Below are 23739 nucleotides of genomic sequence, written 5' to 3' on the forward strand. Positions count from 1 at the left end.
CGGGCGCCGCCCACCCCGGTACGGGGCCGCGCCCCCCGGCGCGTGGCTGCCGCCCGCACGGGGCGGGCGGCGGTTCAGCGGGGCGTGACCAGGCGGGCCTCGTAGGCGAAGACCGCCGCCTGGGTGCGGTCGCGCAGGCCCAGCTTCACCAGGACCCGGCTCACATGGGTCTTGATCGTGGACTCCGCCACCACCAGGTGCGCCGCGATCTCCGCGTTGGACAGGCCCTGCGCGATGAGCACCAGCACCTCCGTCTCCCGCTCCGTCAGATCGCCCACCTGCGCGAGGGCCGCCGGGCGCGGGGCCTCCACCCGCTTGGCGAACTCGGTGATGAGCCGCCGCGTCACCGACGGGGCCAGCAGCGCCTCCCCCGCCGCCACCACCCGCACCCCGTCGGCCAGTTGCCGCGCGGACGCGTCCTTCAGCAGAAACCCCGACGCCCCGGCGCGCAGCGCCTGGTAGACGTACTCGTCCAGGTCGAACGTCGTCAGCACCAGCACCTTCGCGTCGCCGTCCGCCGCGACGATCTCCCGTGTCGCGTCGATGCCGTTCATCTCGGGCATGCGGATGTCCATCAGCACCACGTCCGGCCGCAGCGCCGCGACCTGCGCGACGGCCTCCCGCCCGTTGACCGCCTCGCCGACGACCTCCATGTCCGGCATCGCGTTCAGCAGGACGGAGAAGCCCTCCCGCACCATCATCTGGTCGTCCACGACCAGCACCCGGATCGTCACGCCGCCGCCTCTTCCCTCGGCACCGGTATGAACGCCGCCACCTCGTACCCGCCGTCGTCCGTCGCCCCGGCCGTCAGCTCGCCGTCCAGCATCGCGACCCGCTCGCGCATGCCCGTGATGCCGTGCCCGGCGCCCGGCGACGGCTTGACCAGGCCGCGCGGGGGGCCGTTCACCACCCGCAGCCCCAGCCCGCCCAGGACATGGCTGACCTCCACGCGGGCCGTCGCGCCCGGGGCGTGCCGCAGCACGTTCGACAGGGCCTCCTGCACGATCCGGTACGCGGACAGCTCCACGCCCTGCGGCAGCTCCCGCACCGCGCCGGTCACCGTCTTGTCCACGTCGAGCCCGGCCTCGCGGACGTTCGCGAGCAGGGCGTCCAGGTCGGCGAGGGTCGGCTGCGGGGCGTCCGGCGCCTCGTAGTCCTCCGCGCGGACCACGCCCAGCACCCGGCGCAGCTCGGTCAGCGCGGCCACCGCGTTCTCCCGTATCGTCACGAACGCCTGCTCCAGCTCGGGCGGCGGGTTCTCCACCCGGTACGGCGCGGCCTCCGCCTGTATGGCGACGACCGACATGTGGTGGGCCACCACGTCGTGCAGCTCGCGGGCGATCGTGGTGCGCTCCTCCAGCAGGGTGCGCATCGACCGCTCCTGCGCCGTGACGCTCCGCTGGGCGGTGACCTCCTCGCGGGCGGTGCGCCGCACCTGCCACACGGTGACGACCAGCAGGGCCAGCGCGGCGCCGAACAGCACCTCCGCCGTGCCGCCACCGCCGCCGTAGGCGTCGCCGTGGCCGAGCACGGTTCCGGCGGTCATCCCGTACAACGCCGTCATCACCCACATCCACGCCGCCGTGCGGGGCCGCGTCCGGGCCGCGACGACCGTCATCACGATCAGGTGGGACAGGAGGACGGCGGGCGGCCACAGCTCCCCGCCGCCCACGAGGACGCCGTACGCGAACACCGTCAGCAGCGACGCCCAGAACGCCGCGACCGGCCGCACCACCGTCAGCGCCACGGCCGCCGCGGGCAGGAGCGCCGCGGGGAAGAAGTCCGTGATCGTGTAGGCGCCGGCGAAGACGACCAGCGCGGTCCCCAGGATCACGGCGTGCGGCGCCCACACGGCGTACCGCCGTGTCCGCCCGGGCAGGCGCCGGGTCACGGGGCCGTCCAGGGCCATGGGGGGCAGGGGCCGGTAGGCGAGGGCGTCCCGCAGGAGGTCCTCCCGCAGGCCCCTGAGCAGCCCCACGGCGTGGTGGAACTCGGGGCTGCGGCCGCCCGTGTCGATGCGCTGCGTCGTGTCCGTCACGCCAGCCACCGTACGGCGGCCGCCACCGCCCGCGCGTCGGACTGGAGTGGGTATCGCGGGGTCCCCCCTGAGTACTACGCGGTCCACGGGCGCGCCGGTCAGCACCCGGCGCGCGCCTCACCAGGCCAGCTGCGCGATCTCCTCCGCGACCACCGCGCACGCGTCCGCCGACGGGTCGATCAGCGGGAAGTGGCCGACGTCGTCCAGCACGGTCAGCCCGACGATCTCGCCGGCGCGCGCCGCGGCGTCGGCGTACGCCTCCGCGACCGGCAGCGGGACGACCGTGTCCTCGCGGCCCTGCACCAGCGTCGTGGCGATCCCCGTCGGCAGCAGCGCGGAGGGGTCGGCGCAAGCGGCCCGCTCCTTGAAGTCCCCGTCTCCGCCGAGCAGTTGGGCGACGGCGCCGCCGCACACGTCCAGCTCCACGGCGCGTTCGAAGTGGGCGATCGGCGCCAGCGCGACGACGCCCCGCAGTTCGGGCGGCTCCGGCAGCCGCCACGGCGAACCGGGCGGCAGGACGTGCCGGGCCGCGGCCCACAGCGCCAGATGCCCACCGGCCGAGTGGCCGGTGACGACCGTGCGGCGCGGGTCGGCCTGCGGCAGGTGCGCGGCGGCCAGCGCGGGCAGCGCGTCCAGGGCCGCCGCCACGTCGTCGAACGTCTCGGGCCACCGCCCGGCCACCGGGTCGCCGCCCCGGCCGGCCGCGGCACCGCCCGCCCCGGCGGACCCGGCACCGTCGCCGGCGCGGGGCGCGGGCAGCGCGGGTCCGCGCCGGTACTCGACGCTGGCGACGGCGAAGCCGCGCCGGGCCAGGAAGTCCGCGAAGGGCGAGACGTGCCACCGGTCGTACGGGGCCCGCCAGGCGCCGCCGTGCAGCACCACGACGAGCGGGACGCGGTCGTCGCGGTCGCGGGGCGCGTAGAAGTCGACGATCTGGTCGGGGTGTTCGCCGTACGGGGCGGTGGAGTCGGGTGCGACGGCCGGGTGCGACAGGGCCGACGCCTCCTCGGCTGCGTCGCGAGCGGCGGGGTCGGGCATGCTGCTCAACCTTTCGGTGACGGGGCCGAATTGGCCTGACCTGCGGGGACCGTATCAGGAGCGACGGCCCCCGCAGGACGGCTCATACGGCGGCGCTACCGCCCCCCGGACACCTCCGCGCACACCTCCGCCAGCACGCGGGCGGCGTGCTCGGCGTCGGCGTACCCGACGTACAGCGGGGTGAAGCCGAAGCGCAGCACGTCGGGGCGGCGCAGATCGCCGACGACGCCCCGTTCGATCAGCCGCGCCATGACGGCCGGCGCGTCCGGGCAGGACAGCGCGACCTGGCTGCCGCGCTCGGCGTGCGCGGCCGGGGTGAGGGTGGTGAGCCTGCCCTCGGGGACGTACGCGCGGACGCACTCCAGGAAGAAGTCCGTCAGCGCGAGGCTCTTGGCCCGCACCTCGTGCACGGACACGCCGTCCCACACGTCGAGCGCCGACTCCAGCGACAGCATCGACAGGATGTCGGGCGTGCCGACCCTGCCGCGCCGCGCCCCGTCCGCCGCCGCGTAGCCGGGGGACATCCCGAACGGGTCGGCGTGCGAGTTCCAGCCGGGCAGCGGCGAGTCGAAGCGCGCCTGGTGCCGCTCGGCGACGTACAGGTACGCGGGGGCGCCGGGCCCGCCGTTGAGGTACTTGTACGTGCAGCCGACGGCCAGGTCCACGCCGTGGGCGTCCACGTCCACGGGCAGGGCGCCCGCGCTGTGGCACAGGTCCCACACCGCGAGGGCGCCCGCCTCCCGCACGGCGGCGGTGATGCCGGGCAGGTCGTGGAGGCGGCCGGTGCGGTAGTCGACGTGGTTGACGAGCGCGGCGGCCGTGCGCGGTCCGACGGCGGCCGGTACGTCGCCGGGCGCGACCGGCACCAGGCGGCGGCCGGTCATGCGGGCGGCGGACTCGGCGATGTACCCGTCCGTCGGGAACGTCGTCGCGTCCACCACGATCTCGTCGCGGCTGTCGTCGTCCACGAGACGTACGGCTCCGACGAGCGCCTTGAAGACGTTGACGCTGGTGGAGTCGCCGACGACGACCTGCCCGGGCGCCGCGCCGATCAGCGGGGCGATGCGGTCGCCGATCCGCTCGGGCGCCGTCCACCAGCCGCTCTCGTCCCAGGAGCGGATGCGCAGCTCGCCCCACTCGTGGGCGATGACGTGCGCCATCCGCGCCGGTACGTGGCGGGGCAGCGCGCCGAGCGAGTTGCCGTCGAGGTAGACCACGCCGTCGTCCAGGGCGAACAGCTCGCGCCGCTTCGCCAGCGGGTCGGCGGCGTCCAGCTCGGCGGCCCGCCCCGCCAGGGCACCGGCGGTCCCGGTGGTGTCGTCCAGGAGCTCAGACATGGCTGCGCGCCGTCCACAGCTCGGGGAAGACGTTCTTGCGGGCCCGCTTCTCCAGCCAGGCCACACCGGCGGAGCCGCCCGTGCCGGTCTTGGCGCCCATGGCGCGGCGGGTGGCGACCAGGTGGTCGTTGCGCCAGCGCCACACGAGCTCGGCCACGTCGGTGAGCGCCTCGCCCAGGTCGACCAGGTCGCGGTGCGTGTCGGGGTCGGCGTACAGCTCGGCCCAGACCTGCTCGACGCTCTGCGAGGGCTCGTACCGCTGCGTCAGGTCGCGGTCGAGGACCTCCTGCGGCACGGGCAGCCCGCGCCGGGACAGCAGCCGCAGCACCTCGTCGTACAGGCTGGGCTCGGCGAGCGCCTTCTCCAGCTCGGCGTGGACGCGGGGCGCGCCGCGGTGCGGGACCAGCATGGACGCCGACTTGTCGCCGAGCAGGAACTCCATGCGGCGGTACATCGCGGACTGGAAGCCGGAGCCCTCGCCCAGCGCGGCGCGGTACGCGTTGAACTGCGCCGGGGTGAGGCGGGCGATCGGGTTCCAGGAGTGGTTCAGCGCCTCCAGCTCGTGCGTCGAGCGGCGCAGCGCGGCCATCGCGACGGGGAGGCGGTCCTCGCGCAGGGCGCGGCTCGCGGTCTCCCACTCGTGGACGATGACGGTGAACCACAACTCCATGACCTGCGTGGTCACCAGGAACACCATCTCTCCGGGGTCGTCGGAGCGCAGGTGCTGGAGGTGGGTGAGGACGTCCGCCTGGACGTAGTCCTCGTAGGGAGTGGTGCCCGCGAAGTCCAGGTTCGGCATGTCGTCCGAACCGGGCTCGGGGGCAGCGGGGGTAGTAGGCGAAGTAGACATCGCTGTCTCCGTCAATGCGTGCTACCGGGTAGCGGTCCGCTCCTTCCGCAGGGTGTGGAGCCCCGGTCCCCTCGGGACCGCGCGCGGTCGGCGCACCGGTCCCACGCGCATCATGGCACGATCGGCCCGGTGATGTAACGGCCGTCCTCGTCGTACGGCCAGGCATTGGAGACGCAGCCGCGCAGCCCCTTGATCTGCTGCATCATGACGGGCGCGGGCTTTCCGGGGCCGGGGCAGGTCATATGGGAGCGGATGCCGATCTCGTGCCCGATCTCGTGGTTGATGATCAGGTGCCGGTACTCGGCGGGGGTCCCGGAGAAGGTCGGGGAGCCCTGCAGCCACCGCTTCAGGTTCACGACGACGCCCTCGGTCGTCTCGCAGTTGTACTCGCCGCGGGTGTCGAGGCCCTGCGCCAGGCACAGCTTGTCGGCGGTCTCGGGGGTGGCGATCCGGATGACGAAGTCGGCGTTCTCGCTGACCAGCTGGAACGCGCCGCGCCCGTGGGCGGCCCAGCCGCGCGGGTGGGCGAGGATCTGCTCGATCTCGCGGGCCGCGCCGGCCGCGGAGAGGCCGGTGCCGTCCTCGACCTGGACCCGGTAGCGGCGCGGGGTGCCCGTGCCGACCTTGGCGCCGGACGCCTCGGCGGTCGTGAAGGTCCCCGAGCCCTGCCGGGGCACGGTCGCCGGCGGGTCGGGCTCCTTCTCGGGGCTCCTGGACGGGGACGGCGAGGGGGACGCCTTCGCTTCGGCGGCCGGGGACGGCGGGGCCTGCGACGGGCGCCGCGCGGTCGTGTCGGGCGTCTGGGGCGCGGCGGCGGCCGGACGGCTCGCGGCGGCCGGTTCGCCGCCCGTCCAGTGGGCGACGGCGGCGCCCCCGCCCAGGGCCAGGACCCCGATCGCGGCGCCGCCGAGCACTATGCGGCCCAGCGGCCGGCGTGCGCTCCTGCGGCGGCGTGCTCCCCTGCTGCCGCGCCGACGCGTCGGCGCGGGCGCTCCACGCTTGCCCAACAGACTTCTCCCCGTGTCATGGCCGGGTGGGGGGAAGGCCGGCGCAGGATTCGATGGTCTGTGCGATCGTACCGGCCGGGTCCGTCAACGCCCCGGAGTGCCCCGCGCCGTCGGCCTGTTGGGGCCCGGCGGCACGCCGTTGCCCGTGTGCTTCCGCGCACACCCCACCCCGGCGGACCGCCGCGCCCACCGCCTCGGCCCCCGGCTCGCCCGGGGCCGTCTCCCGCGCCGTGTGCGTCCGGCCCCGTCCGCCCCGGGGCCGTCTCCCGCGCCGTGTGCGTCCGGCCCCGTCCGCCCCGGGGCCGTCTCGCGCGCCGTGTGCGTCCGGCCCCGTGCGCCCGGGGCCCGGCATGCCTCCGGCCCGGACGCGGCGGGGCGTCCGGGCCGGAGGCGGGGGTGCCGGGGGCGGGGCGCCCGGCGGGGCGGGCGGTCAGCCCAGCGTCTCGGCGGCCAGCGGCGACGAGTCGCGCAGGAAGGCGGAGCAGCGCTCGTACTCCTCCTGCTCGCCGATCTCCCGCGCCGCCCGCGCCAGGGCGTGCAGCGCGCGCAGGAAGCCGCGGTTCGGCTCGTGCTCCCACGGCACCGGGCCGTGGCCCTTCCAGCCGCTGCGCCGCAGGGCGTCCAGCCCCCGGTGGTAGCCGGTGCGGGCGTAGGCGTACGACTCGACGACACGGCCGCCCTCGTACGCCACGTCCGCGAGCCGCGCCCAGGCGAGGGAGGACGCCGGGTACTTGGCGGCGACCTCCTCGGGCGCGGCGCCGGAGGCCAGCAGCTCGCGCGGCTCCGGGTCGTCGGGGAGGTGGGTGGGGGGCGGTCCGCCCAGCAGGTTCTCGTGAATGGCCATGCCCCCAGTCTGCTACGCCCGCCGGGGTGGTCCCGCCATCCGGGTCAGGGTGCGGACCAGCGCGTCCACCCCGTGCGCGGCCTTGCTCCGGGGGCAGCCCAGGTTGATCCGTACGAACCCCTTCGTGCCGTAGGTGGTGCCGGGGCGCACGGCGATCTTCTCGCGGGCCACCAGCTCGTCGTCGAGCGCCCGGTCGTCGACGCCCAGCGGCCGCAGGTCCAGCCATGCCAGATACCCGGCCTGCGGCGGGGCGTACAGGGCGCGGCCGGGGAAGGCGTCCTCCAGCCGGTCGGCGAGCAGCCGCAGATTGGCCAGGACGTACGGGCGCAGCCGGTCCAGCCAGGCCGCGCCGTGCCGATAGGCGGCGGTGTGCGCGGCCAGACCCAGCGCGGACGGCGAGTTCAGGCCCTCGCCGCGCTCGACGCGCCGCTGGAACTCGGCGTGGTCGGCGGGGTCGCCGATGATCCCGTAGGCGGCGTTGAGGGCCGGGAAGTTGAACGCCTTGGACCCGGAGGTGATCAGCGCCCAGCGCCCGCCCTGAGGCGCGACGGCCGTCCACGGCACGTGCCGGTGCCCGTCGTGCGTCAGGTCCGCGTGGATCTCGTCGCTGACGACCGCCACGCCGTACCGCTCCGCCAGCGCCGCGAAGCCCTCCAGCTCGGCCCGCGTCCAGACCCGCCCGGTCGGGTTGTGCGGCGAGCACAGCAGCAGCATGGTGCTGTCGGGCCTGGCCAGCTCCCGCTCCAGGGCGGCCGTGTCCCCGACGGGGACGCCCCGCAGCTCCCGCCCGTGCGCGTCGAGCGCCTTGAGGAAGCCGTCGTACGTGGGGATGTGCACGACCACCCCGTCGCCGGGCCGCGTCCACATCCGCAGCAGCTGCGCCAGCTGGCTCAGCACGGACGGCGCGAAGACCAGCGCCGCCGGGTCGACGTCCACGCCGTGGCGCGCCGCCCACCAGTCCCGTACGGCCTCCGGGAAGCCGGTGTGCCGCCAGTCGGTGTAGCCGAAGACGCCCCGCTCGACTCGCTGCCGAACGGCGTCGAGCACCTCGGGCGCGAGGCGGAAGTCCATGTCGGAGATGGTGAACGGGACCAGGTCGGGCTCCCCGTACAGCCCGGGCAGCACGTCCCACTGGAAGGAGCCGGTGCCGCCTATCGGGACCACCGTGTCGAAGTCGTACGTCGTCTCGTGCGCCATGTTCCCCTCCTACGGGCGCGGGCCCGGCACCGCGCGCTTCGCGATGCCGGGCCCGGCCTGCGGTCCGGTGACGACCGGCCTGTGGTCCTGGTGACGACCGGCCTGTGGTCCTGGTGACGCCTACTTCAGCTTCGTGCCCGCCGAGCGCAGCGCCTGGCACGCCTCGACGACGCGCTTGGCCATGCCCGCCTCGGCCAGCTTGCCCCAGGTGCGCGGGTCGTACGTCTTCTTCGAGCCGACCTCGCCGTCGACCTTCAGGACGCCGTCGTAGTTCTTGAACATGTGGTCGGCGACCGGGCGGGTGAAGGCGTACTGCGTGTCGGTGTCGATGTTCATCTTGACGACGCCGTTCTCCAGCGCCGTGGAGATCTCCTCCTGCGTGGAGCCGGAGCCGCCGTGGAAGACGAAGTCGAACGGGTCGGCCTTGCCGAAGCGCTCGGCGACACCCTGCTGGAGGTCCTTCAGCAGCTCGGGGCGGAGCACGACGTTGCCCGGCTTGTAGACGCCGTGGACGTTGCCGAACGAGGCGGCCAGCAGGTAGCGGCCCTTCTCGCCCAGGCCGAGCGCCTCGGCGGTGCGGATCGCGTCGTCGACGGTCGTGTACAGCTCGTCGTTGATCTCGTGCGTGACGCCGTCCTCCTCGCCGCCGGTCGGGGTGATCTCGACCTCGAGGATGATCTTGGCGGCGGCGGCCTGCGCCAGCAGCTCCTGGCCGATGGCCAGGTTGTCGGCGAGGGTCTCGGCGGAGCCGTCCCACATGTGCGACTGGAACAGCGGGTTCTCACCCTTGGCGACACGCTCGGCGGAGACGGCCAGCAGCGGGCGCACGTAGCCGTCCAGCTTGTCCTTCGGGCAGTGGTCGGTGTGGAGCGCGACCGTGATGTCGTACTTCGCGGCGACGATGTGCGCGAACTCGGCCAGGGCGACCGCGCCGGTCACCATGTCCTTGTTGTGCTGTCCGCCCAGGAACTCCGCGCCACCGGTCGAGATCTGGATGATGCCGTCGCTCTCGGCCTCGGCGAAGCCGCGCAGGGCGGCGTGCAGGGTCTGCGACGACGTCACGTTGATGGCCGGGTAGGCGAACTTGCCTGCCTTCGCCCGGTCGAGCATCTCGTTGTAGACCTCGGGGGTTGCGATGGGCATCTGTCCGCTCCTTGTGATCTGCGGTTGCGTGCGTTGCTGATCCCTGACCTGGGGGCGACGTCATCGTCGCACCTATCTTCCCAGAAGGGCCCTGAGGCTCCAGTCCCCGGACACCTCACGACGCCCCCGGGTACGGCCAAGGCGGGCACTGTTTCACGTGAAACAGTGCCCGCCTCTCGCGGAACCGCAGGTCAGCCGCGGACCGGCACGGCTCAGGCCAGGCCCAGCTCGTCCAGCGCGTAGGCGTAGCGGTACGGCACACCGGCCGTGCCGCTGATCTTCTCGCCGGCGCCCGTCGCGCGGTCCACGATCGTGGCGACCGCGACGACCTCGGCGCCCGCCTCGCGGACCGCCTCGACGGCCGTGAGCGGGGAGCCGCCGGTGGTGGAGGTGTCCTCCACGACCAGGACGCGCCGGCCCTTGATGTCCGGGCCCTCGACACGGCGCTGCATGCCGTGCGCCTTGGCGGCCTTGCGGACGACGAACGCGTCCAGGGTGCGGCCGCGCGCGGCGGCGGCGTGCAGCATCGACGTGGCGACCGGGTCGGCGCCCAGCGTCAGACCGCCCACCGCGTCGTAGTCGAGGTCGGCGGTCAGATCGAGCATGACCTGACCGACGAGCGGCGCGGCGGCCCCGTCCAGCGTGATCCGGCGGAGGTCGACGTAGTAGTCGGCCTCCAGACCCGAGGAGAGGGTCACCCTGCCGTGCACCACGGCCTTGTCCTTGATCTGCTGGAGCAGATCCGCTCGTGCGTCAGTCATGCTCCGAGCTTAAGCCGCGCCGCCCGCCCGGTCAGAGGCGGCGCCAGGTCCAGGTGGTGACGGTCTCCAGCGGCTCGATGGGGGTGACGAGCCGCGGCGCGGTGTTCAGCCCGTTCGGCGGGCCCGTCTGCGGCTCCACGCACACAGCGGCCTCCTGCTCGTCGTACACGACGACCCACTGCTCCGGGCTGGTGACCTTGAGCTCCAGCCGCTCCGGCCAGGTCAGAGTGACGTCCACGCCGTCGGGCATGCCGAAGCAGTCGTCCCAGGGGCCGGGGCGCGGCTCGACACGGCGCCCGGTGGGCAGGTGGTCGTCGCCGCGCTCCTCCTGCCACGCGGGCGCGAAGTCGATCGCGACCTCGCTCCCGCCGACGACGCGGTTGAACCACGGGTGCCAGCCGGCCTGCGCCGGGAACGAGTCGCCGTACGTCTCGACGCCCAGCCGCAGCGTCAGCGCCGTGTCGGTCAGCTCGAAGATCTGCGTGACCCGGCCCGGGTACGGCCAGGGCTCCGCCAGGTCGTAGGTGAACACCGCCTCCGCCTTGTCGGCGCGCGCCGTGCGCCAGGCGGTGTCCCTGCCGGTGCCGTGGATGGCGTGCGGCGGGGCGTTGAGCGGCAGTTGATGCCGCGTCGCACCGTTCAGGAACCGTCCCCGGTCGGTGCGCCCGCACCAGGGCACCATCGGGAAGGAGCCGTACCGCTCGCCCTGGCGCAGCAGTTCGTCACCGGCGACGCGCATGCTCGCGATACGGCAGCCGTTGCCCGGCGTGATGGTCAACTCGACGTCTCCGGCAGCCAGCCGGACCTCTTCGCTCATGCTCACACCGCCCGACCTTACGTCCGGGGAGGCTACTTGCGGCGGCGCAGCGCACGGCCGATGAGCACGGCCGCGGCGAGCGCGAGGGCGACGGCGGGGGCGATCCGGCGCAGCATCCCGGCGCCGGACCCGGCGTCAGGGCCGGGCACGGGGGCGTACCGTCCGCGCGGCGGGGCGTGGTCGACCTCCTCGGCGCTGCGCCCGATCATCGTCCGGCGGGCGTGAGCGGCCTCGGCGGGCGGCTCGGTGTCGTCCACGGGGAAGTCGTCGACGGCGAACGGGTCCAGGGAGGACGGCGGCACCGGCGCGTCGAACACCCCGCCGCGCGGCGCTTCCCCGGCGCCCACGGCCCCGTCGTCGACGCCGTCGTCGTCCACGTCGTCCACGTCCAGCTCCACGTTGTCCAGGTCGGCGGCCTCGGCTTCGGCGTCGGCGTCGGCCGGTACGGCCTCGTCGGCGCGCACGGCGTCCGCGACGACCGCGCCGTCGACCGGCGGCACGTCGCCACCGGCGGGTACGTCGCCTCCGGCGGGTACGTCGTCCCCGGCGGCGTCCACGTCGGTGGTCGCGTCCTCTGCGGTCGCGTCCTCGGTCGTCGCGTCCTCGGTCGTCGCGTCCTCGGTCGTCGCGTCCTCTGCGGTCGCGTCCTCGGCACGGGCCGCGCCGGCGGTGCGCCCGGTGGCGGCCTCCTCCGCGAGGGCCTCGCCGAAGCGGTCCAGCAGCCGGTGCGCCGTCGTGGTGAGCGTGTCGGCGGGGAGCTCGGCCAGCCGCCCCTCCACGCTCGCCGTACCGGTGAACGCCAGGCCGCTCCCGCCGTCGGCGGCGGTGAGCCGGGCCGTCAAGGCGACCTTCACCCCGCCGCTGCCGCGCGCCTCCTCGCCCTCGCCGGACAGGTCGTAGCCGCCGTCCTCGCGCGCGGCCAGGTGCAGCGCGCCCCGGTAGGTGACGGTCTGCCCGCCGGCGCGCACCTTGAGGCGGCCCGACAGCGGGTCGGCCGAAGCGTCCGCGTCCTGCTGGAGCCCCGGTACGCAGCGGGCGACGCGTGCGGGGTCGGCCAGGACGGCACGGAGGGACTGCACGGGGACCGGAACGAACACCTCATGCTCCATGACAGTCGAGCGTACCCACGCCCGGCCCTCCCGACCCCTCCCGTGCGCGGCCGGTCGCGAAGTCACGGCACGTACCGGGGGCGGGTCAGCGTCGACGGGGGCAGCCCGCGCGGCCGGGCCCCCTCCAGGAGGCGCGCGCCCGCCTCCAGCGCGGCGGCCGACGGCACGTCCGCACCGCTCAAGCCGGGCGAGACGGGCGGCGCGGGCGCGCCGGACCGGTGCGCCCCGCCCGGCACGGCCAGCACGAACCCGCCCGCGGGCCCACCCGGGGACGCCCCGTCGGCCCCGACCGCGCCCCCGCGCCCGGCCTCGGCCCCGCCCCCGGCCCCGGCCCCGCCCCCGGGCCCGGCGCCGCCCCCGCCGCCCGACCGGTCCGCCACCGCCCCGCCCGGCACGGTGTACGGCCGGGTGGTGAACCCGGCGGCGCGCAGGGTCGCCTCCACCGTCCAGTAGCCGCGTGAACGTTCCCGCAACGGCCCGGCGTGCACGGCGAGGCGCCCGTCGGGGGCCAGGACGCGCGCGGCCAGCCCGTAGAACTCCAGCGAGTACGGCGTGGCGCCCGCGCCGGGCCCGGGCGGCGGCAGATCGGAGAGGACGACGTCGTACGGCGTGCCGTCGCGCGCCGCCCGCCTGAGCCAGTGGAACGGTTCGGCGGACTCGGCCCGCACCCGCCGGTCGCCGTACGCGTGCCGGTTGAGCCGCGCCAGGGCCGGGTCGGTGCGGGCCAGCCGGACGAGCACCGGGTCGGGCTCGACCACCGTCACGGACCGCACGTCCCCGTACCGCAGCACCTCCCGTACGGTCAGGCCGTCGCCGCCGCCCAGGACGAGCACCCGCGCGCGGCGGCCGCGCATCGCGGGGTGGACGAGCGCCGGATGGTGGCGGTGCCGTGCGTCGCCGTCGACCCGCAGCCGCCCGTCCACGTACAGGTCAGGCGGCTCGTCCCGGCGGCCCGTGAGCACGACCTCCTGGACGGGTGTCCGCACCGCGACCCGCACGTGCGCGCCGTACACGGCGTGGCGCGCGGCCCGCTCGAAGTCGTCGGCCAGCACGGCCGCCACCGCGAGGACCGCCAGCACGGCGGCGTTCAGCGACAGCAGCAGCCACCGCTCGCGCGCCGTGAGCTCCCGGCCGAACAGCCACAGCACGAGCACCGCCCCGGCCAGCGCGTTCACCGCGCCGGTGGCGAGCGCCGTCGTGAGCTGGCCGAACCACGGCAGCAGCAGGAACGGGAAGGCGAGCCCGCCGACGAGCGCGCCCACGTAGTCCGCGGCGAACAGGTCCGCGACGGCGCCGCCCGCGTCCTGGCGGGCGCACCGCGAGACCCGCTGGATCAGCGTCATCAGCAGCGGCATCTCCGCGCCGATCAGCGTCCCGATGACGAGCGACACCGCGACCAGCGCGTGCCGCGTGCCGCCCAGCCAGGCGAACGCCCCGTACAGCAGCAGCGCCGAGCAGCCGCCGATCAGCGCGAGGAGCGCCTCCAGCACGCCGAAGCCGACGGCGGCCCGGCAGCGCAGCCGCTTGGCGAGCAGCGAGCCGACGCCCATCGCGAAGACCATCACGGACAGCACGACGGACGCCTGGGTGACGGAGTCGCCGGTCAGGGAGGAGGCGAGGGCGACGAGTTCCAGCTCGTAGACCAGTCCGCAGGCGGCGCACACGAACACGGCCGCGAGCACCAGGAACCGGCCCGCCCTCGGCCCCGCTCTGCCCGGCGCCGCGGGACGGGGCGCCGCACTCCCGGACGGGCGCGGCGCCGGTGACGCGGAGGTGGGCGCATTGACCATGCGGCCACGCTACGTGAGGCCCCGCATGCGGTTAGTCACCCACAAGGGTGCCTCGGCGCCGGCTCCGCGGGGCGAATCCAACGCTTGTCCGGGTCACCACCAGCTGCCCCTCCTGCGGGTAGGCGTGCCAGGTCCGCCACCGCACCCGCCCCTCGTACCGCTGCGCCAGCATCGCCGTGAACGCGTGCGGCGAGCCGGGGAACGTCCCGGCCAGTCCGTGCGGGTGGTCCGCGACGAGCGCCAGCAGCTCCTGCGCGCGCCCCGCGAACGAGCCCTGCGACAAGGTCTCGACGCGGGCCGCGAACTCGTACTCCCACCCGCCGATCCGCTTCGCCACCCCGAGCGGGAGCGGTGTGCTGCTGCCGGGGAGACAGGCGACCGTCTCCGAGCAGGTGCCGTTCTCCTCCTCGAGCAGGACCTGGTGGGAGGCTCCCAGCAGTCTCATCTGGAGTGCGGCGCCGTCGAGTTCGAGGTCGAGCACGGCCAGCGCGGGCAGCGCCTCCCTCCCCAGCGTCCAGGCCAGGTCGGCCGCACGCGTGTCGGTGTAGGAAGTCTGAAGGGTGGTGAGCATGAGTCAGCTCCGCAAGCACGGTGACGTGACGGGTGGACCGGGGGGTGGCGTCGTCCCGTAAGACGTTCCCAGGGAACTTGAGGTACCGGCTCGGGGTTCATACAGATCCGAGGGCTCGATGTACTCGACAGCGAGCGAACCATGAACCGCCCGAGGCTCACAGCGTCTTTACCCAACTTGGTTGCGAATACATCCCCCAGGGGGCCTGGGGGTTCAACTGTTCACCGCACGACGTGCGGCACGGCGCGCGCGCCTGCACAAGGGGGCGCCCGAAGAGTGTTCACCACCCTCCGGGCGCCCCTTGGTGGCCGGTGCGGACGAACGGACCGGCTGCCCCGTGTCAGCCGCCTCCGCCTCCGCACCCACCTCCTCCCCCGCCGCCTCCGCCGTCGCAGGAGCCGCCCCCGCCGCTCCAGCCGCCCCCGCCGCCGGTGTCGCAGGACGACGACCCCCCGTCGCCGCCCGCACCGCCGACCCCTCCCCACAGGGCCGCACCACCGGCGTCACCGGCCGGGCCGCCCCCGCCGCCCGCGTACCCGCCGCTGCCGCGGCCGCCGGGGCCCGTCGAGAAGCGGCCCCCCACGAGCACGGCCAGCCCCACCACGAGCAGCAGCGCCGCGCCGCCCACCACGAACAGTCCGGTCATCCCGACCGCCTCCTCTCCCCCGTCGCAGTCACGCCCGCTCAGGAACCGCCGCCGCAGCCGCCACCGCCGCACGAGGAGGACCCCCCGCACGACGACGAGCCGCCGCAGCCGCCCCCGCTGCCGCTGCTCCCCCACCAGCTGCTGCGGCGGTGCGTCGTCGCGGCCCGGTGGCGAGGGCGCCTCGACGCGGCGTTGCCCAGTGCGATGACGACCACCGCGAACAGCACGAACCCGGCGATGCCGATGGCCAGTTCCATGTCCGGTGTCTCCTCCCCCTGTGATGTGCCTGGGAGATGCCCACCCCGCCGACACACCCAATCCGCACTTGAGCAACTCCAGAGGTTTCGAACGCGCGCACGCGTCCCCGCTCTCCGCGCCCGCCCCCCGGCCGCCACCCGGGGCCCCCTGTGCCGCCCCACCACGCGCCGCGCACGCACACGGTCGCCGCCCGCCCCACGCACCCCGGCCGCCACCCGCGCCACCCGCCCGCGCGGCTCCGCGCGTGGCCTTGAGACCGCCCCGGCTTCCCCGCAGGATGGCGCCCATGACCAGAGCACCGCTCAACCGCCGCCTCGCCGGGTTCGGCACGACCATCTTCGCCGAGATGTCCGCTCTCGCGGCCGCCACCGGCTCCATCAACCTCGGGCAGGGCTTCCCCGACACCGACGGCCCCGAGGAGATCCGCGAGGCGGCCGTGCGCGCCCTGCGCGACGGGCGGGGCAACCAGTACCCGCCCGGCCCCGGCGTCCCCGAGCTGCGCACCGCCATCACCGACCACCAGCTGCGGCGGTACGGCCTCGGGTACGACCCCGACACCGAGGTCCTGGTCACCGCCGGCGCGACGGAGGCGATCGCCGCCGCGCTGCTGGCGCTGGTCGAACCGGGCGACGAGGTCATCGCCCTGGAGCCCTACTACGACTCGTACGCGGCGTGCGTCGCGATGGCGGGCGGCACCCGGGTGCCCGTCACGCTGCGCCCGGACCGGGAGAGCGGCCGGTTCGTCCTCGACCTGGACGAGCTGCGCGCCGCCGTCACCGACCGCACGCGGCTCATCCTGCTCAACACCCCCCACAACCCCACCGGCACCGTCCTCACCCGCGAGGAGCTGGCGGCCGTCGCCGCGCTCGCCGTCGAACGGGACCTGCTGGTCGTCACCGACGAGGTCTACGAGCACCTGGTCTTCGACGGGGCGGAGCACGTGCCGATCGCGACGTTCCCGGGGATGCGGGAGCGCACGGTGACCATCTCGTCGGCGGGGAAGACGTACGCGTTCACCGGCTGGAAGGTCGGCTGGCTCACCGCGCCGCCGGAGCTTACCGCCGCGGTGCGCACGGCGAAGCAGTTCCTCACCTATGTGGCGTCGGGCCCGTTCCAGCACGCCATCGCGGAGGCGCTGCGCCTGCCGGACGCGTACTTCGACACGCTCCGCGCCGACCTGGAGGGCAAACGGGACATCCTGCTGGCGGGCCTCACGGCGGCGGGCTTCGAGGTGTACCGGCCGCGCGGCACGTACTTCATCACCGCCGACATCGGCGGGCTGGGCGAGAAGGACGGTGTGGCGTTCTGCCGGGCCCTGCCGGAGCGCTGCGGAGTGGTCGCCATCCCGAACGCGGTCTTCTACGACCACGCCGACGCGGGCCGCTCACTGATCCGCTTCGCGTTCTGCAAGAAGGAGGCGGTCCTCCGCGAGGCCGCCGACCGCCTCGCCCGCCTCTGAGACCGTTCCCGGACGCCGCCCGGGGCGGCGGCCGCGGCAGACGGGAACGCGGCCGGGACGGTGCCCTCACGGGTCACCGTCCCGGCCGCGTCGCGGTCGTGTGGGGCCGCTCAGGCCTCGTCGCCCTCGGCGGGCTCGTCGCCCTCGGCGGGCGCCAGGCCCAGCTGCTCCATCATCCACTTGTCGAACTCGATCGACGCGCGGACCCAGCTGACCGTGGAGGACACGAAGTGCTCCAGGCTGACGCCCGTGCCGATGAGCATCTGCGCCTCACCGATCAGCCGGATCGTCGCGCCGCCCTGCTCGTCCTCGTGGAGGTGGCTGTAGACCTTGGGCCACAGGGTGCGGCGGTTCCAGTCGTCGATGGTCTCCAGGATCTTCGTCCGCTCCTCGACCGGGTGCGGGCGGTCGTAGAACGTGCGGACGGAGAAGACCTGCTGCTCCGCCTCGCCGCGGAACATGAAGTAGGTGCGGAAGTCCTCCCACGGCGCCGCGAGGTCGCCCTCGTCGTCGACGACGTACTTGAGCTCCATCTGCTCGAGGAGCTGCTTCACCAGGTCCTGATCGGGGACGACGGGGCCCGCCGGTCCTGCGGCCTGAGGCTGGGGCTGGCCCCCGAAATTCGGAATCGAGGACGGGTCGATGCTCACCGGGTAATTCCCTTCGTACGGATAGCCGCCATCCTCCCCCATCCCGGCCCGTCGGTGGCAAGCCGAACCGGCCGCGATCCGCTGCGAGCTGACAGACCGCGCCCCCGCGGCACGGCGGGGGCGCGGCCGGAACGTCACCGCACGGGCACCGCCGCCCCGCCGCGGCGGGGCGCGGCGGGGCGCGGCCGGGCCGTCAGCGGACCGGCGTGACCGTCAGGCCGCCGTCCGCCCGGTCCACGCGGACGGTGTCGCCGTCCGTGATCTCGCCCGCGAGGATCTCCCGCGCCAGCCGGTCCCCGATCGCCGTCTGGACCAGGCGCCGCAGCGGCCGCGCGCCGTACGCCGGGTCGTTGCCCTCGTCGGCGAGCCACTCCAGGGCCGCCGGGGTGACGTCCAGCGTGAGGCGGCGCTCCGCGAGGCGCCGGGCCAGCCGGCCGATCTGGAGCCGGGCGATGTGGGCCAGCTCGTCGCGGCTGAGCGCCGAGAACACCACGATGTCGTCCAGCCGGTTGAGGAACTCCGGCTTGAACGAGGCGCGGACCACCTCCAGGACCTGCTCCCGCTTCTCCGCCTCCGTCCGCGTCGGCTCCATCAGGAACTGGCTGCCCAGGTTGGAGGTGAGCACCAGGATCGTGTTGCGGAAGTCGACCGTGCGGCCCTGCCCGTCGGTGAGCCGGCCGTCGTCGAGGACCTGCAGCAGGATGTCGAAGACCTCCGGGTGGGCCTTCTCCACCTCGTCCAGCAGGATCACGCTGTACGGGCGGCGGCGCACCGCCTCGGTGAGCTGGCCGCCCTCCTCGTAGCCGACATAGCCGGGGGGCGCGCCGACGAGCCGGGCGACGGAGTGCTTCTCGCCGTACTCCGACATGTCGATGCGGACCATCGCCCGCTCGTCGTCGAAGAGGAAGTCCGCGAGCGCCTTCGCCAGCTCGGTCTTGCCGACACCGGTCGGGCCGAGGAAGAGGAACGAGCCAGTCGGCCGGTCGGGGTCCGCGATGCCGGCGCGCGTGCGGCGCACGGCGTCGGAGACGGCCCGTACGGCCTCGGACTGGCCGATGAGGCGCTTGCCGAGCTCGTCCTCCATGCGGAGCAGCTTCTGCGTCTCGCCCTCCAGGAGGCGGCCCGCGGGGATGCCGGTCCAGGAGCCGACGACGTCGGCGATGTCGTCCGGACCGACCTCCTCCTTGACCATCTTGTCGGCGCCGCCGCCGGCGGTCTTGGCGGCCTCCTGCTCGGCCTCCGTCGCCGCGGCGAGCTCCCGCTCGACGGCCGGGATCTCCCCGTACAGCAGCTTGGACGCCGTGTCGAAGTCGCCGTCGCGCTGGGCGCGCTCGGCCTGGCCGCGCAGGTCGTCCAGGCGCTCCTTCAGCTCACCGACGCGGTTGAGGCCCTGCTTCTCCTTCTCCCAGCGGGCGGTCAGCCCGCGCAGCTCCTCCTCCTTGTCGGCGAGGTCGCGGCGCAGCTTCTCCAGCCGCTGCACGGAGCCGGGGTCCGTCTCGTTCTTCAGCGCCAGCTCCTCCATGCGCAGCCGGTCGACGGCGCGCTGGAGCTCGTCGATCTCCACGGGCGAGGAGTCGATCTCCATGCGGAGCCGCGACGCCGCCTCGTCGACGAGGTCGATGGCCTTGTCGGGCAGGAACCGGGAGGTGATGTACCGGTCGGAGAGGGTCGCGGCGGCGACCAGTGCCGAGTCCGCGATCTGCACCTTGTGGTGGGCCTCGTAGCGGCCCTTCAGTCCGCGCAGGATCGCGATGGTGTCCTCGACGGTCGGCTCGGCGACGAGGACCTGCTGGAAGCGGCGCTCCAGGGCGGGGTCCTTCTCGATGCGCTCGCGGTACTCGTCGAGCGTGGTCGCGCCGACCATGCGCAGCTCGCCGCGGGCCAGCATGGGCTTGAGCATGTTGCCCGCGTCCATGGCGGAGTCGCCGCCCGCGCCCGCGCCGACGACGGTGTGCAGCTCGTCGATGAAGGTGATGACCTGGCCGTCGCTCTCCTTGATCTCGGACAGGACGGTCTTGAGGCGCTCCTCGAACTCACCGCGGTACTTCGCGCCGGCGACCATGGCGCCCAGGTCGAGCGCGACGAGCCGCTTGTCCCGCAGCGACTCGGGGACGTCGCCCTTCACGATGCGCTGGGCCAGTCCCTCCACGACGGCGGTCTTGCCGACGCCGGGCTCGCCGATCAGGACGGGATTGTTCTTGGTGCGGCGGGAGAGGACCTGGACGACGCGGCGGATCTCCTGGTCGCGGCCGATGACCGGGTCGAGCTTGCCCTCGCGCGCTGCGGCCGTGAAGTCCGTGCCGAACTTCTCCAGCGCCTTGTACTGCCCCTCCGGGTCAGGGGTGGTCACCCGGCGCGTGCCGCGCGCGCGGGTGAAGGCCGCCAGGAGCTTCTTCGCGTCGGCGCCCTGGCGGGTCAGCACCTCGCCGGCCGGTCCGCCCTTGGCGGCGATGCCGATCAGCAGGTGCTCGGTCGACAGGTACTCGTCGCCCAGCTCACGGGCGCGGGCCTGCGCGTCGGCGATGACGGCGAGCAGGTCGCGGTTGGGCTGCGGCGGGGCGACGGTCGACCCGGTGACGCTCGGCAGGCCGGCGAGGACACGCTCGGCGCCGGAGCGCACGGCGGCCTGGTCGGCCTCGACGGCGGCGAGCAGGTCCGTCAGGTTCTCGTTCTCCTGGCCGGAGAGCAGTGCCAGCAGCAGGTGCGCCGGGGTCAGGTCGGGGTGTCCGTCGGACACGGCGCGGCTGGTGGCGGCGTTGAGCGCGTCCCGGCTCTTGTTGGTCAGCTCGGCGTCCACTGGGCTTGGTCCTCCTCGGCTGCTGGTGTTGCGTACGTACCGGCTATGACTCAGCCAACACCCACAAAGTTGAGTCTATTCCACTCAAGATGCCCTGGGCCAGTGACCGCGGGTAGGTTCCGGCCCATGGCCATCGACCTGCGCGACCCCGACCCGTCCTACGTCAGCTTCTGGCGGGAGCGTCACATGTGCACCCTGACAACCCCGCGCCCCGACGGCAGCCCGCACGTGGTGCCGGTGGGCGTGACGTACGACCCCGAGGGCGGCGAGAAGGGCATCGCCCGCGTGATCACCAACAAGAACAGCCGGAAGGTCGCCAACATCCTGGCCGCGGGCCCCGACGGGGCGCGGGTCGCGGTGTGCCAGGTCGACGTGGGCCGCTGGGCGACGCTGGAGGGCCGCGCGGTGGTCCGCACGGAACCGGACGTCGTCGCCGACGCGGTCGCGCGGTACGCGGAGCGGTACGGGCGCACACCGACGCCCAATCCGGACCGGGTCGTGATCGAGATCGCCCTCACGCGGGCGATGGGGCGCGCGTAGCGGCAACGCCCGAAGCGCGCCCGGCGCGCTCCCGTACCCGGACAGCACAACGGCGCCATCGTGTTTCAGGTCCACGATGGCGCCGCTGTGTGGGGGAAGCACCTGGGCGATCTACAACGACGGGGGAATCGCTCAGGCGCTGCGGGGAGTGGCGGTGGTCGTCTCCGCCTCGACGAGCTGGTGGTCGCGCTGGTCGAGGTTGACGAAAATCATTCCGTAGCGGATGGCACAACGGACGGGCTGGGGCGCGCCGCGCGGCCGGCGGAGGCACCGGTAGGCGCGGATCTCCTCGTCGTCCCCGCGGGTGATGACGATCGGCTCCCCGAAGAGGGTGACCATCAACGAATCGCCACCCTGCGGCACGGCGGTGACGAGGTCGATGAAGTGCCACCCGGATCGGTAGGCGGACGCCATCTCGCGGCGGAAGCGGGAGTCGTCGGGGACGTTCATGCGACGACACCCGTCGGCGTGGAGTCGACCCGCTCCCACGAGGGCTCACCCAGGGACGCCGGGACGGCCTCCCACGAGGGCTCACGGGTGTCGGCCGGTCCGGTCTCCCACGAAGGCTCACCGACGGTCGCCGGGGCGACCTCCCACGAGGGCTCGCCGACGCCGGCCGGCGCGGCCTCCCACGAGGGCTCACCGAAAGTCGCCGGGGTGACCTCCCACGAAGGCTCACGGGTGTCGGCCGGTCCGGCCTCCCACGAGGGCTCACCTGCGACGACGCTGCCCGCGGACACCGTTTCCCACGACGGCTCGCCGCTGAGGGCGGCGACACCGCACGCGGCCGCCGCGGCGACAGCTATGGCGCTAAGTGCACGAACCATCCTGGTCATGGACGATCTCCACCTCTTTTTGTCCTTACCTCCTCCCCCGCGCCTATGACGATGGCTCACTCCTGACGCTTCCACCAGCCGGTACAGGCATCATGTTCCTGAAATACAGGACCCTGAGGGGGGTGCAGATGCGGTCGAAGGTGGACAATCCGGAAACCGGGCACAGTCATGACGAGCTGTGCGAAGCCGGAAAGCGCCTGTACGCGGCCGCGCTGCGTGCCGGCCGCATCGCCCGCTCGGAAATCGACGCGGCTCCCTGCCTCATCGACCTCGCCCTGCTGCATCCGGATCCGGACGACCCGCAGTGGCTGCGCCCCGTCCCTCCCTCCATCGCCCTCAACCAGCTGATACACCCCATAGAGCGGGAGATCCAGCAGCGGCGGCAGCGCGCCCTGTCGTTGGCCGACGCATTCGAGCCGTTCATGACGATCCCCGCGGCGGCGCCCTGCGGCAGCGGCGCGATCAACGTGCTGGAGGGACTCGCCGTCATCAACGCCGAACTGGACCGGGTGATGGACGAGTGCGCGGTCGAGCTCCTCACCATCCAGCCCGGCAGCGGACGCAAACCCGAGACTGTCAAGGCCGCCCTGCGCCGGGTGGAGCCCCTCCTCGACCGCGGTGTCCGGATGCGGACCCTCTACCAGCACACGGCCCGGCACCACTCGGCGACCATGGGGTACGTCGAGCGGATCATGCCGTTCGGCCTGGAGGTGCGCACCCTCGAGGAGATCATCGACCGGCTGATCATCGTCGACCGCAGGATCGCCTTCATCCCGGCGCGCAGCGACCGGCAGGTGGCCCTGGAGCTGCGCCACGAGGGGCTCGTGCAGTACCTCGTCGGGGTGTTCGAGCAGTTCTGGCTGCACGGCATCCCGTGGGAGAAGGAGGTCGTCACCTACGCGCCGGCCCTCAACGGGATCAGCGGCATCCAGCGCTCCATCGCCAAGCTCCTGGTCGAGGGGCACGTCGACGAGGCCATCGCCCGCCGCCTCGGCATGAACGTCCGCACCTGCCGCGCCCACATAGCCAAGCTCGCCTCCACGCTGGGCAGCGGCAGCCGGGCCCAGCTCGGCTATCTCATCGCCCGCTCGGGCATCCTGGAGCAGGCCGCGCCCGAGCCCGGCGCCGACACCGACCAGCCGCACGCCCACGACTGACACCCCGCCACCGCCCGACGCGACCCCCGGCCGGCCCCGGGGCCGCACCACGAGGCCCCCGGCCGGGCCCCGGCCGCTCCGGGGCCACGAGGCGCCCGGCCGCGTCACGGCCCGCTCAGCGCCGCACGAGCCCGCATGCCGGGGCGCGTACGGGCCCGCCCGGCGCCACCCGCGTCGTACGGGCCCGCCCGCACCGTACGCACCGCCCGCGCTGTACGAGCCCGCCCGCCAGGCCGGGTACGGGGATCCGCCGCTCCGCCGCCCCACACCGCGCCCCCAGGAACCCCGCCCCCCACCGCGCCCCGCAGGCGCCCGCCGCGCCCCGCTACGGCACGTACGGCGCCCAGGGTGTGACCTCCACCGTGTCGGTGTTGCCCAGGTCCAGCGGGCCGTCGTGCGGGGCGACCGTCTGCGCGGCGGCCCCCCGGCCGGGCGTGACGCGCAAATACGCGCCGCTCGTCGCCACGACGTCCGTCCGGGTCACGGTGTTCCGCCACAGGACGCCCGCCCGCGCCCGCTGCCCGGGCCGCAGCGTGAACACCGCCCGCTCCGTCCCGCCGTCCACCGCGTGGGTGCCGAGCCGGACCGTCACGTCCAGCTCCTCGCGCTCCGCGTCCAGCACCGCCACGTCCGGGTAGCCGCTCACCTCGAAGGGCCGTCCGCCGCAGTTGTCGAGGAACACCGACAACGCCCGCTGCCCCAGGGCCGCCTCCGTGTCGCCCAGCGTGACCCGCACCCCCGACGCCGGGCACGCCGCCGGCGCCCCGGACGCCCCGGCCGCGGGCGCGGACGCCGACGGCCGCGCGCCCGTCTCCGTACCGCCCGCCGAACACCCCGTCAGCAGCGCCGCGGCGAGCGCCGCGGCCGCCTTCCCCCTGATCCGCATCCCGGGAT

General features: G+C 74.4%; 24 protein-coding genes. 3 read left to right on the top strand and 21 right to left on the bottom strand.

All coding sequences use genetic code 11. The features are described 5' to 3' along the window. Positions 1-74 precede the first annotated feature (74 nt). The 16 genes from ACSUPT_RS13195 to ACSUPT_RS13270 all read right to left on the bottom strand — a co-directional run bounded on the left by ACSUPT_RS13195 (position 75) and on the right by ACSUPT_RS13270 (position 15405). Positions 75-734 (bottom strand): response regulator transcription factor, encoded by a 660-nt coding sequence (locus ACSUPT_RS13195; RefSeq protein ID WP_351967062.1) that lies wholly within the window; start codon positions 732-734, stop codon positions 75-77. Next, positions 731-2038 carry a sensor histidine kinase gene (locus ACSUPT_RS13200; RefSeq protein WP_351967063.1) on the bottom strand — a complete coding sequence of 436 codons (1308 nt, stop codon included), beginning with the start codon at positions 2036-2038 and terminating at the stop codon, positions 731-733. Before ACSUPT_RS13200 ends, ACSUPT_RS13195 begins: the two co-directional genes overlap by 4 nt. Before the next feature lie 117 nt (positions 2039-2155). Next, a complete protein-coding gene (locus ACSUPT_RS13205) occupies positions 2156-3076 on the bottom strand; it encodes an alpha/beta hydrolase fold domain-containing protein (RefSeq protein ID WP_436944372.1) in 921 nt (306 codons plus the stop codon). A gap of 95 nt (positions 3077-3171) precedes the next feature. After that, entirely contained in the window at positions 3172-4413 is a 1242-nt protein-coding gene (gene kynU / locus ACSUPT_RS13210; RefSeq protein ID WP_351967065.1) for a kynureninase, read from the bottom strand. Continuing rightward, a complete protein-coding gene (locus ACSUPT_RS13215) occupies positions 4406-5263 on the bottom strand; it encodes a tryptophan 2,3-dioxygenase family protein (protein WP_351967066.1) in 858 nt (285 codons plus the stop codon). Before ACSUPT_RS13215 ends, kynU begins: the two co-directional genes overlap by 8 nt. Before the next feature lie 110 nt (positions 5264-5373). After that, complete coding sequence (locus ACSUPT_RS13220) at positions 5374-6270, bottom strand: DUF3152 domain-containing protein (RefSeq protein WP_399218758.1); 897 nt, start codon at positions 6268-6270, stop codon at positions 5374-5376. A 430-nt stretch (positions 6271-6700) separates the two neighbouring features. Next, positions 6701-7114: a DUF3151 domain-containing protein gene (locus ACSUPT_RS13225; RefSeq protein WP_361658460.1), complete on the bottom strand. Its 414-nt coding sequence runs from the start codon at positions 7112-7114 to the stop codon at positions 6701-6703. A gap of 12 nt (positions 7115-7126) precedes the next feature. Continuing rightward, positions 7127-8311, bottom strand: coding sequence for a MalY/PatB family protein (locus ACSUPT_RS13230; protein ID WP_436944373.1), 1185 nt, complete (start codon positions 8309-8311; stop codon positions 7127-7129). Between the two features lie 120 nt (positions 8312-8431). After that, on the bottom strand, positions 8432-9472 hold the full coding sequence (gene fbaA, locus ACSUPT_RS13235) for a class II fructose-bisphosphate aldolase (RefSeq protein ID WP_361658510.1): 1041 nt from the start codon (positions 9470-9472) through the stop codon (positions 8432-8434). A gap of 194 nt (positions 9473-9666) precedes the next feature. Next, positions 9667-10215, bottom strand: a complete 549-nt coding sequence (pyrE, locus tag ACSUPT_RS13240) for an orotate phosphoribosyltransferase (RefSeq protein ID WP_351968353.1) — start codon at positions 10213-10215, stop codon at positions 9667-9669. 31 nt (positions 10216-10246) lie between these two features. Continuing rightward, positions 10247-11032 (bottom strand): aldose 1-epimerase, encoded by a 786-nt coding sequence (locus tag ACSUPT_RS13245; protein ID WP_351968354.1) that lies wholly within the window; start codon positions 11030-11032, stop codon positions 10247-10249. A gap of 32 nt (positions 11033-11064) precedes the next feature. Next, complete coding sequence (locus ACSUPT_RS13250) at positions 11065-12141, bottom strand: SRPBCC domain-containing protein (RefSeq protein WP_436944375.1); 1077 nt, start codon at positions 12139-12141, stop codon at positions 11065-11067. A gap of 62 nt (positions 12142-12203) precedes the next feature. Next, positions 12204-13931: a polyamine aminopropyltransferase gene (locus ACSUPT_RS13255; protein WP_436944377.1), complete on the bottom strand. Its 1728-nt coding sequence runs from the start codon at positions 13929-13931 to the stop codon at positions 12204-12206. A gap of 31 nt (positions 13932-13962) precedes the next feature. After that, positions 13963-14502, bottom strand: coding sequence for a DUF2617 family protein (locus tag ACSUPT_RS13260; RefSeq protein ID WP_436944378.1), 540 nt, complete (start codon positions 14500-14502; stop codon positions 13963-13965). Positions 14503-14842: 340 nt separating this feature from the next. Then, the gene (locus ACSUPT_RS13265) at positions 14843-15148 is read right to left on the bottom strand and encodes a hypothetical protein (RefSeq protein WP_436944379.1); all 306 of its coding nucleotides are present in this window, start codon (positions 15146-15148) and stop codon (positions 14843-14845) included. A 38-nt stretch (positions 15149-15186) separates the two neighbouring features. Further along, positions 15187-15405: a hypothetical protein gene (locus tag ACSUPT_RS13270; RefSeq protein ID WP_351968359.1), complete on the bottom strand. Its 219-nt coding sequence runs from the start codon at positions 15403-15405 to the stop codon at positions 15187-15189. A gap of 278 nt (positions 15406-15683) precedes the next feature. On the opposite strand from ACSUPT_RS13270, the gene ACSUPT_RS13275 reads away from it, so the two are divergent. After that, positions 15684-16865 carry a pyridoxal phosphate-dependent aminotransferase gene (locus ACSUPT_RS13275; RefSeq protein WP_403505071.1) on the top strand — a complete coding sequence of 394 codons (1182 nt, stop codon included), beginning with the start codon at positions 15684-15686 and terminating at the stop codon, positions 16863-16865. 110 nt (positions 16866-16975) lie between these two features. Here the strand turns inward: ACSUPT_RS13275 and ACSUPT_RS13280 are convergent, their stop codons facing one another. Both ACSUPT_RS13280 and clpB read right to left on the bottom strand, forming a co-directional pair. Next, positions 16976-17515, bottom strand: coding sequence for a YbjN domain-containing protein (locus ACSUPT_RS13280; protein ID WP_351968361.1), 540 nt, complete (start codon positions 17513-17515; stop codon positions 16976-16978). Between the two features lie 193 nt (positions 17516-17708). Next, complete coding sequence (clpB, locus tag ACSUPT_RS13285; RefSeq protein WP_361658484.1) at positions 17709-20312, bottom strand: ATP-dependent chaperone ClpB; 2604 nt, start codon at positions 20310-20312, stop codon at positions 17709-17711. 126 nt (positions 20313-20438) lie between these two features. Here clpB and ACSUPT_RS13290 point away from each other — a divergent pair, with 126 nt between their 5' ends. Continuing rightward, the gene (locus tag ACSUPT_RS13290; protein WP_351968363.1) at positions 20439-20852 is read left to right on the top strand and encodes a pyridoxamine 5'-phosphate oxidase family protein; all 414 of its coding nucleotides are present in this window, start codon (positions 20439-20441) and stop codon (positions 20850-20852) included. 132 nt (positions 20853-20984) lie between these two features. Here the strand turns inward: ACSUPT_RS13290 and ACSUPT_RS13295 are convergent, their stop codons facing one another. Next, complete coding sequence (locus ACSUPT_RS13295) at positions 20985-21302, bottom strand: (2Fe-2S)-binding protein (RefSeq protein ID WP_351968364.1); 318 nt, start codon at positions 21300-21302, stop codon at positions 20985-20987. Then, entirely contained in the window at positions 21299-21679 is a 381-nt protein-coding gene (locus tag ACSUPT_RS13300) for a hypothetical protein (RefSeq protein ID WP_436944381.1), read from the bottom strand. The genes ACSUPT_RS13295 and ACSUPT_RS13300 overlap by 4 nt, the downstream gene beginning before the upstream one ends. Before the next feature lie 137 nt (positions 21680-21816). Between ACSUPT_RS13300 and ACSUPT_RS13305 the strand changes: the two genes are divergently transcribed. Further along, positions 21817-22845, top strand: coding sequence for a helix-turn-helix transcriptional regulator (locus ACSUPT_RS13305; RefSeq protein ID WP_351968366.1), 1029 nt, complete (start codon positions 21817-21819; stop codon positions 22843-22845). Positions 22846-23170: 325 nt separating this feature from the next. On the opposite strand, the gene ACSUPT_RS13310 is transcribed toward ACSUPT_RS13305, so the two are convergent. Further along, positions 23171-23731 (bottom strand): DUF4232 domain-containing protein, encoded by a 561-nt coding sequence (locus ACSUPT_RS13310; protein WP_436944382.1) that lies wholly within the window; start codon positions 23729-23731, stop codon positions 23171-23173. Positions 23732-23739 lie beyond the last annotated feature (8 nt).

The organism is Streptomyces sp. SudanB25_2051, assembly GCF_964272635.1.
Taxonomy (GTDB): domain Bacteria; phylum Actinomycetota; class Actinomycetes; order Streptomycetales; family Streptomycetaceae; genus Streptomyces.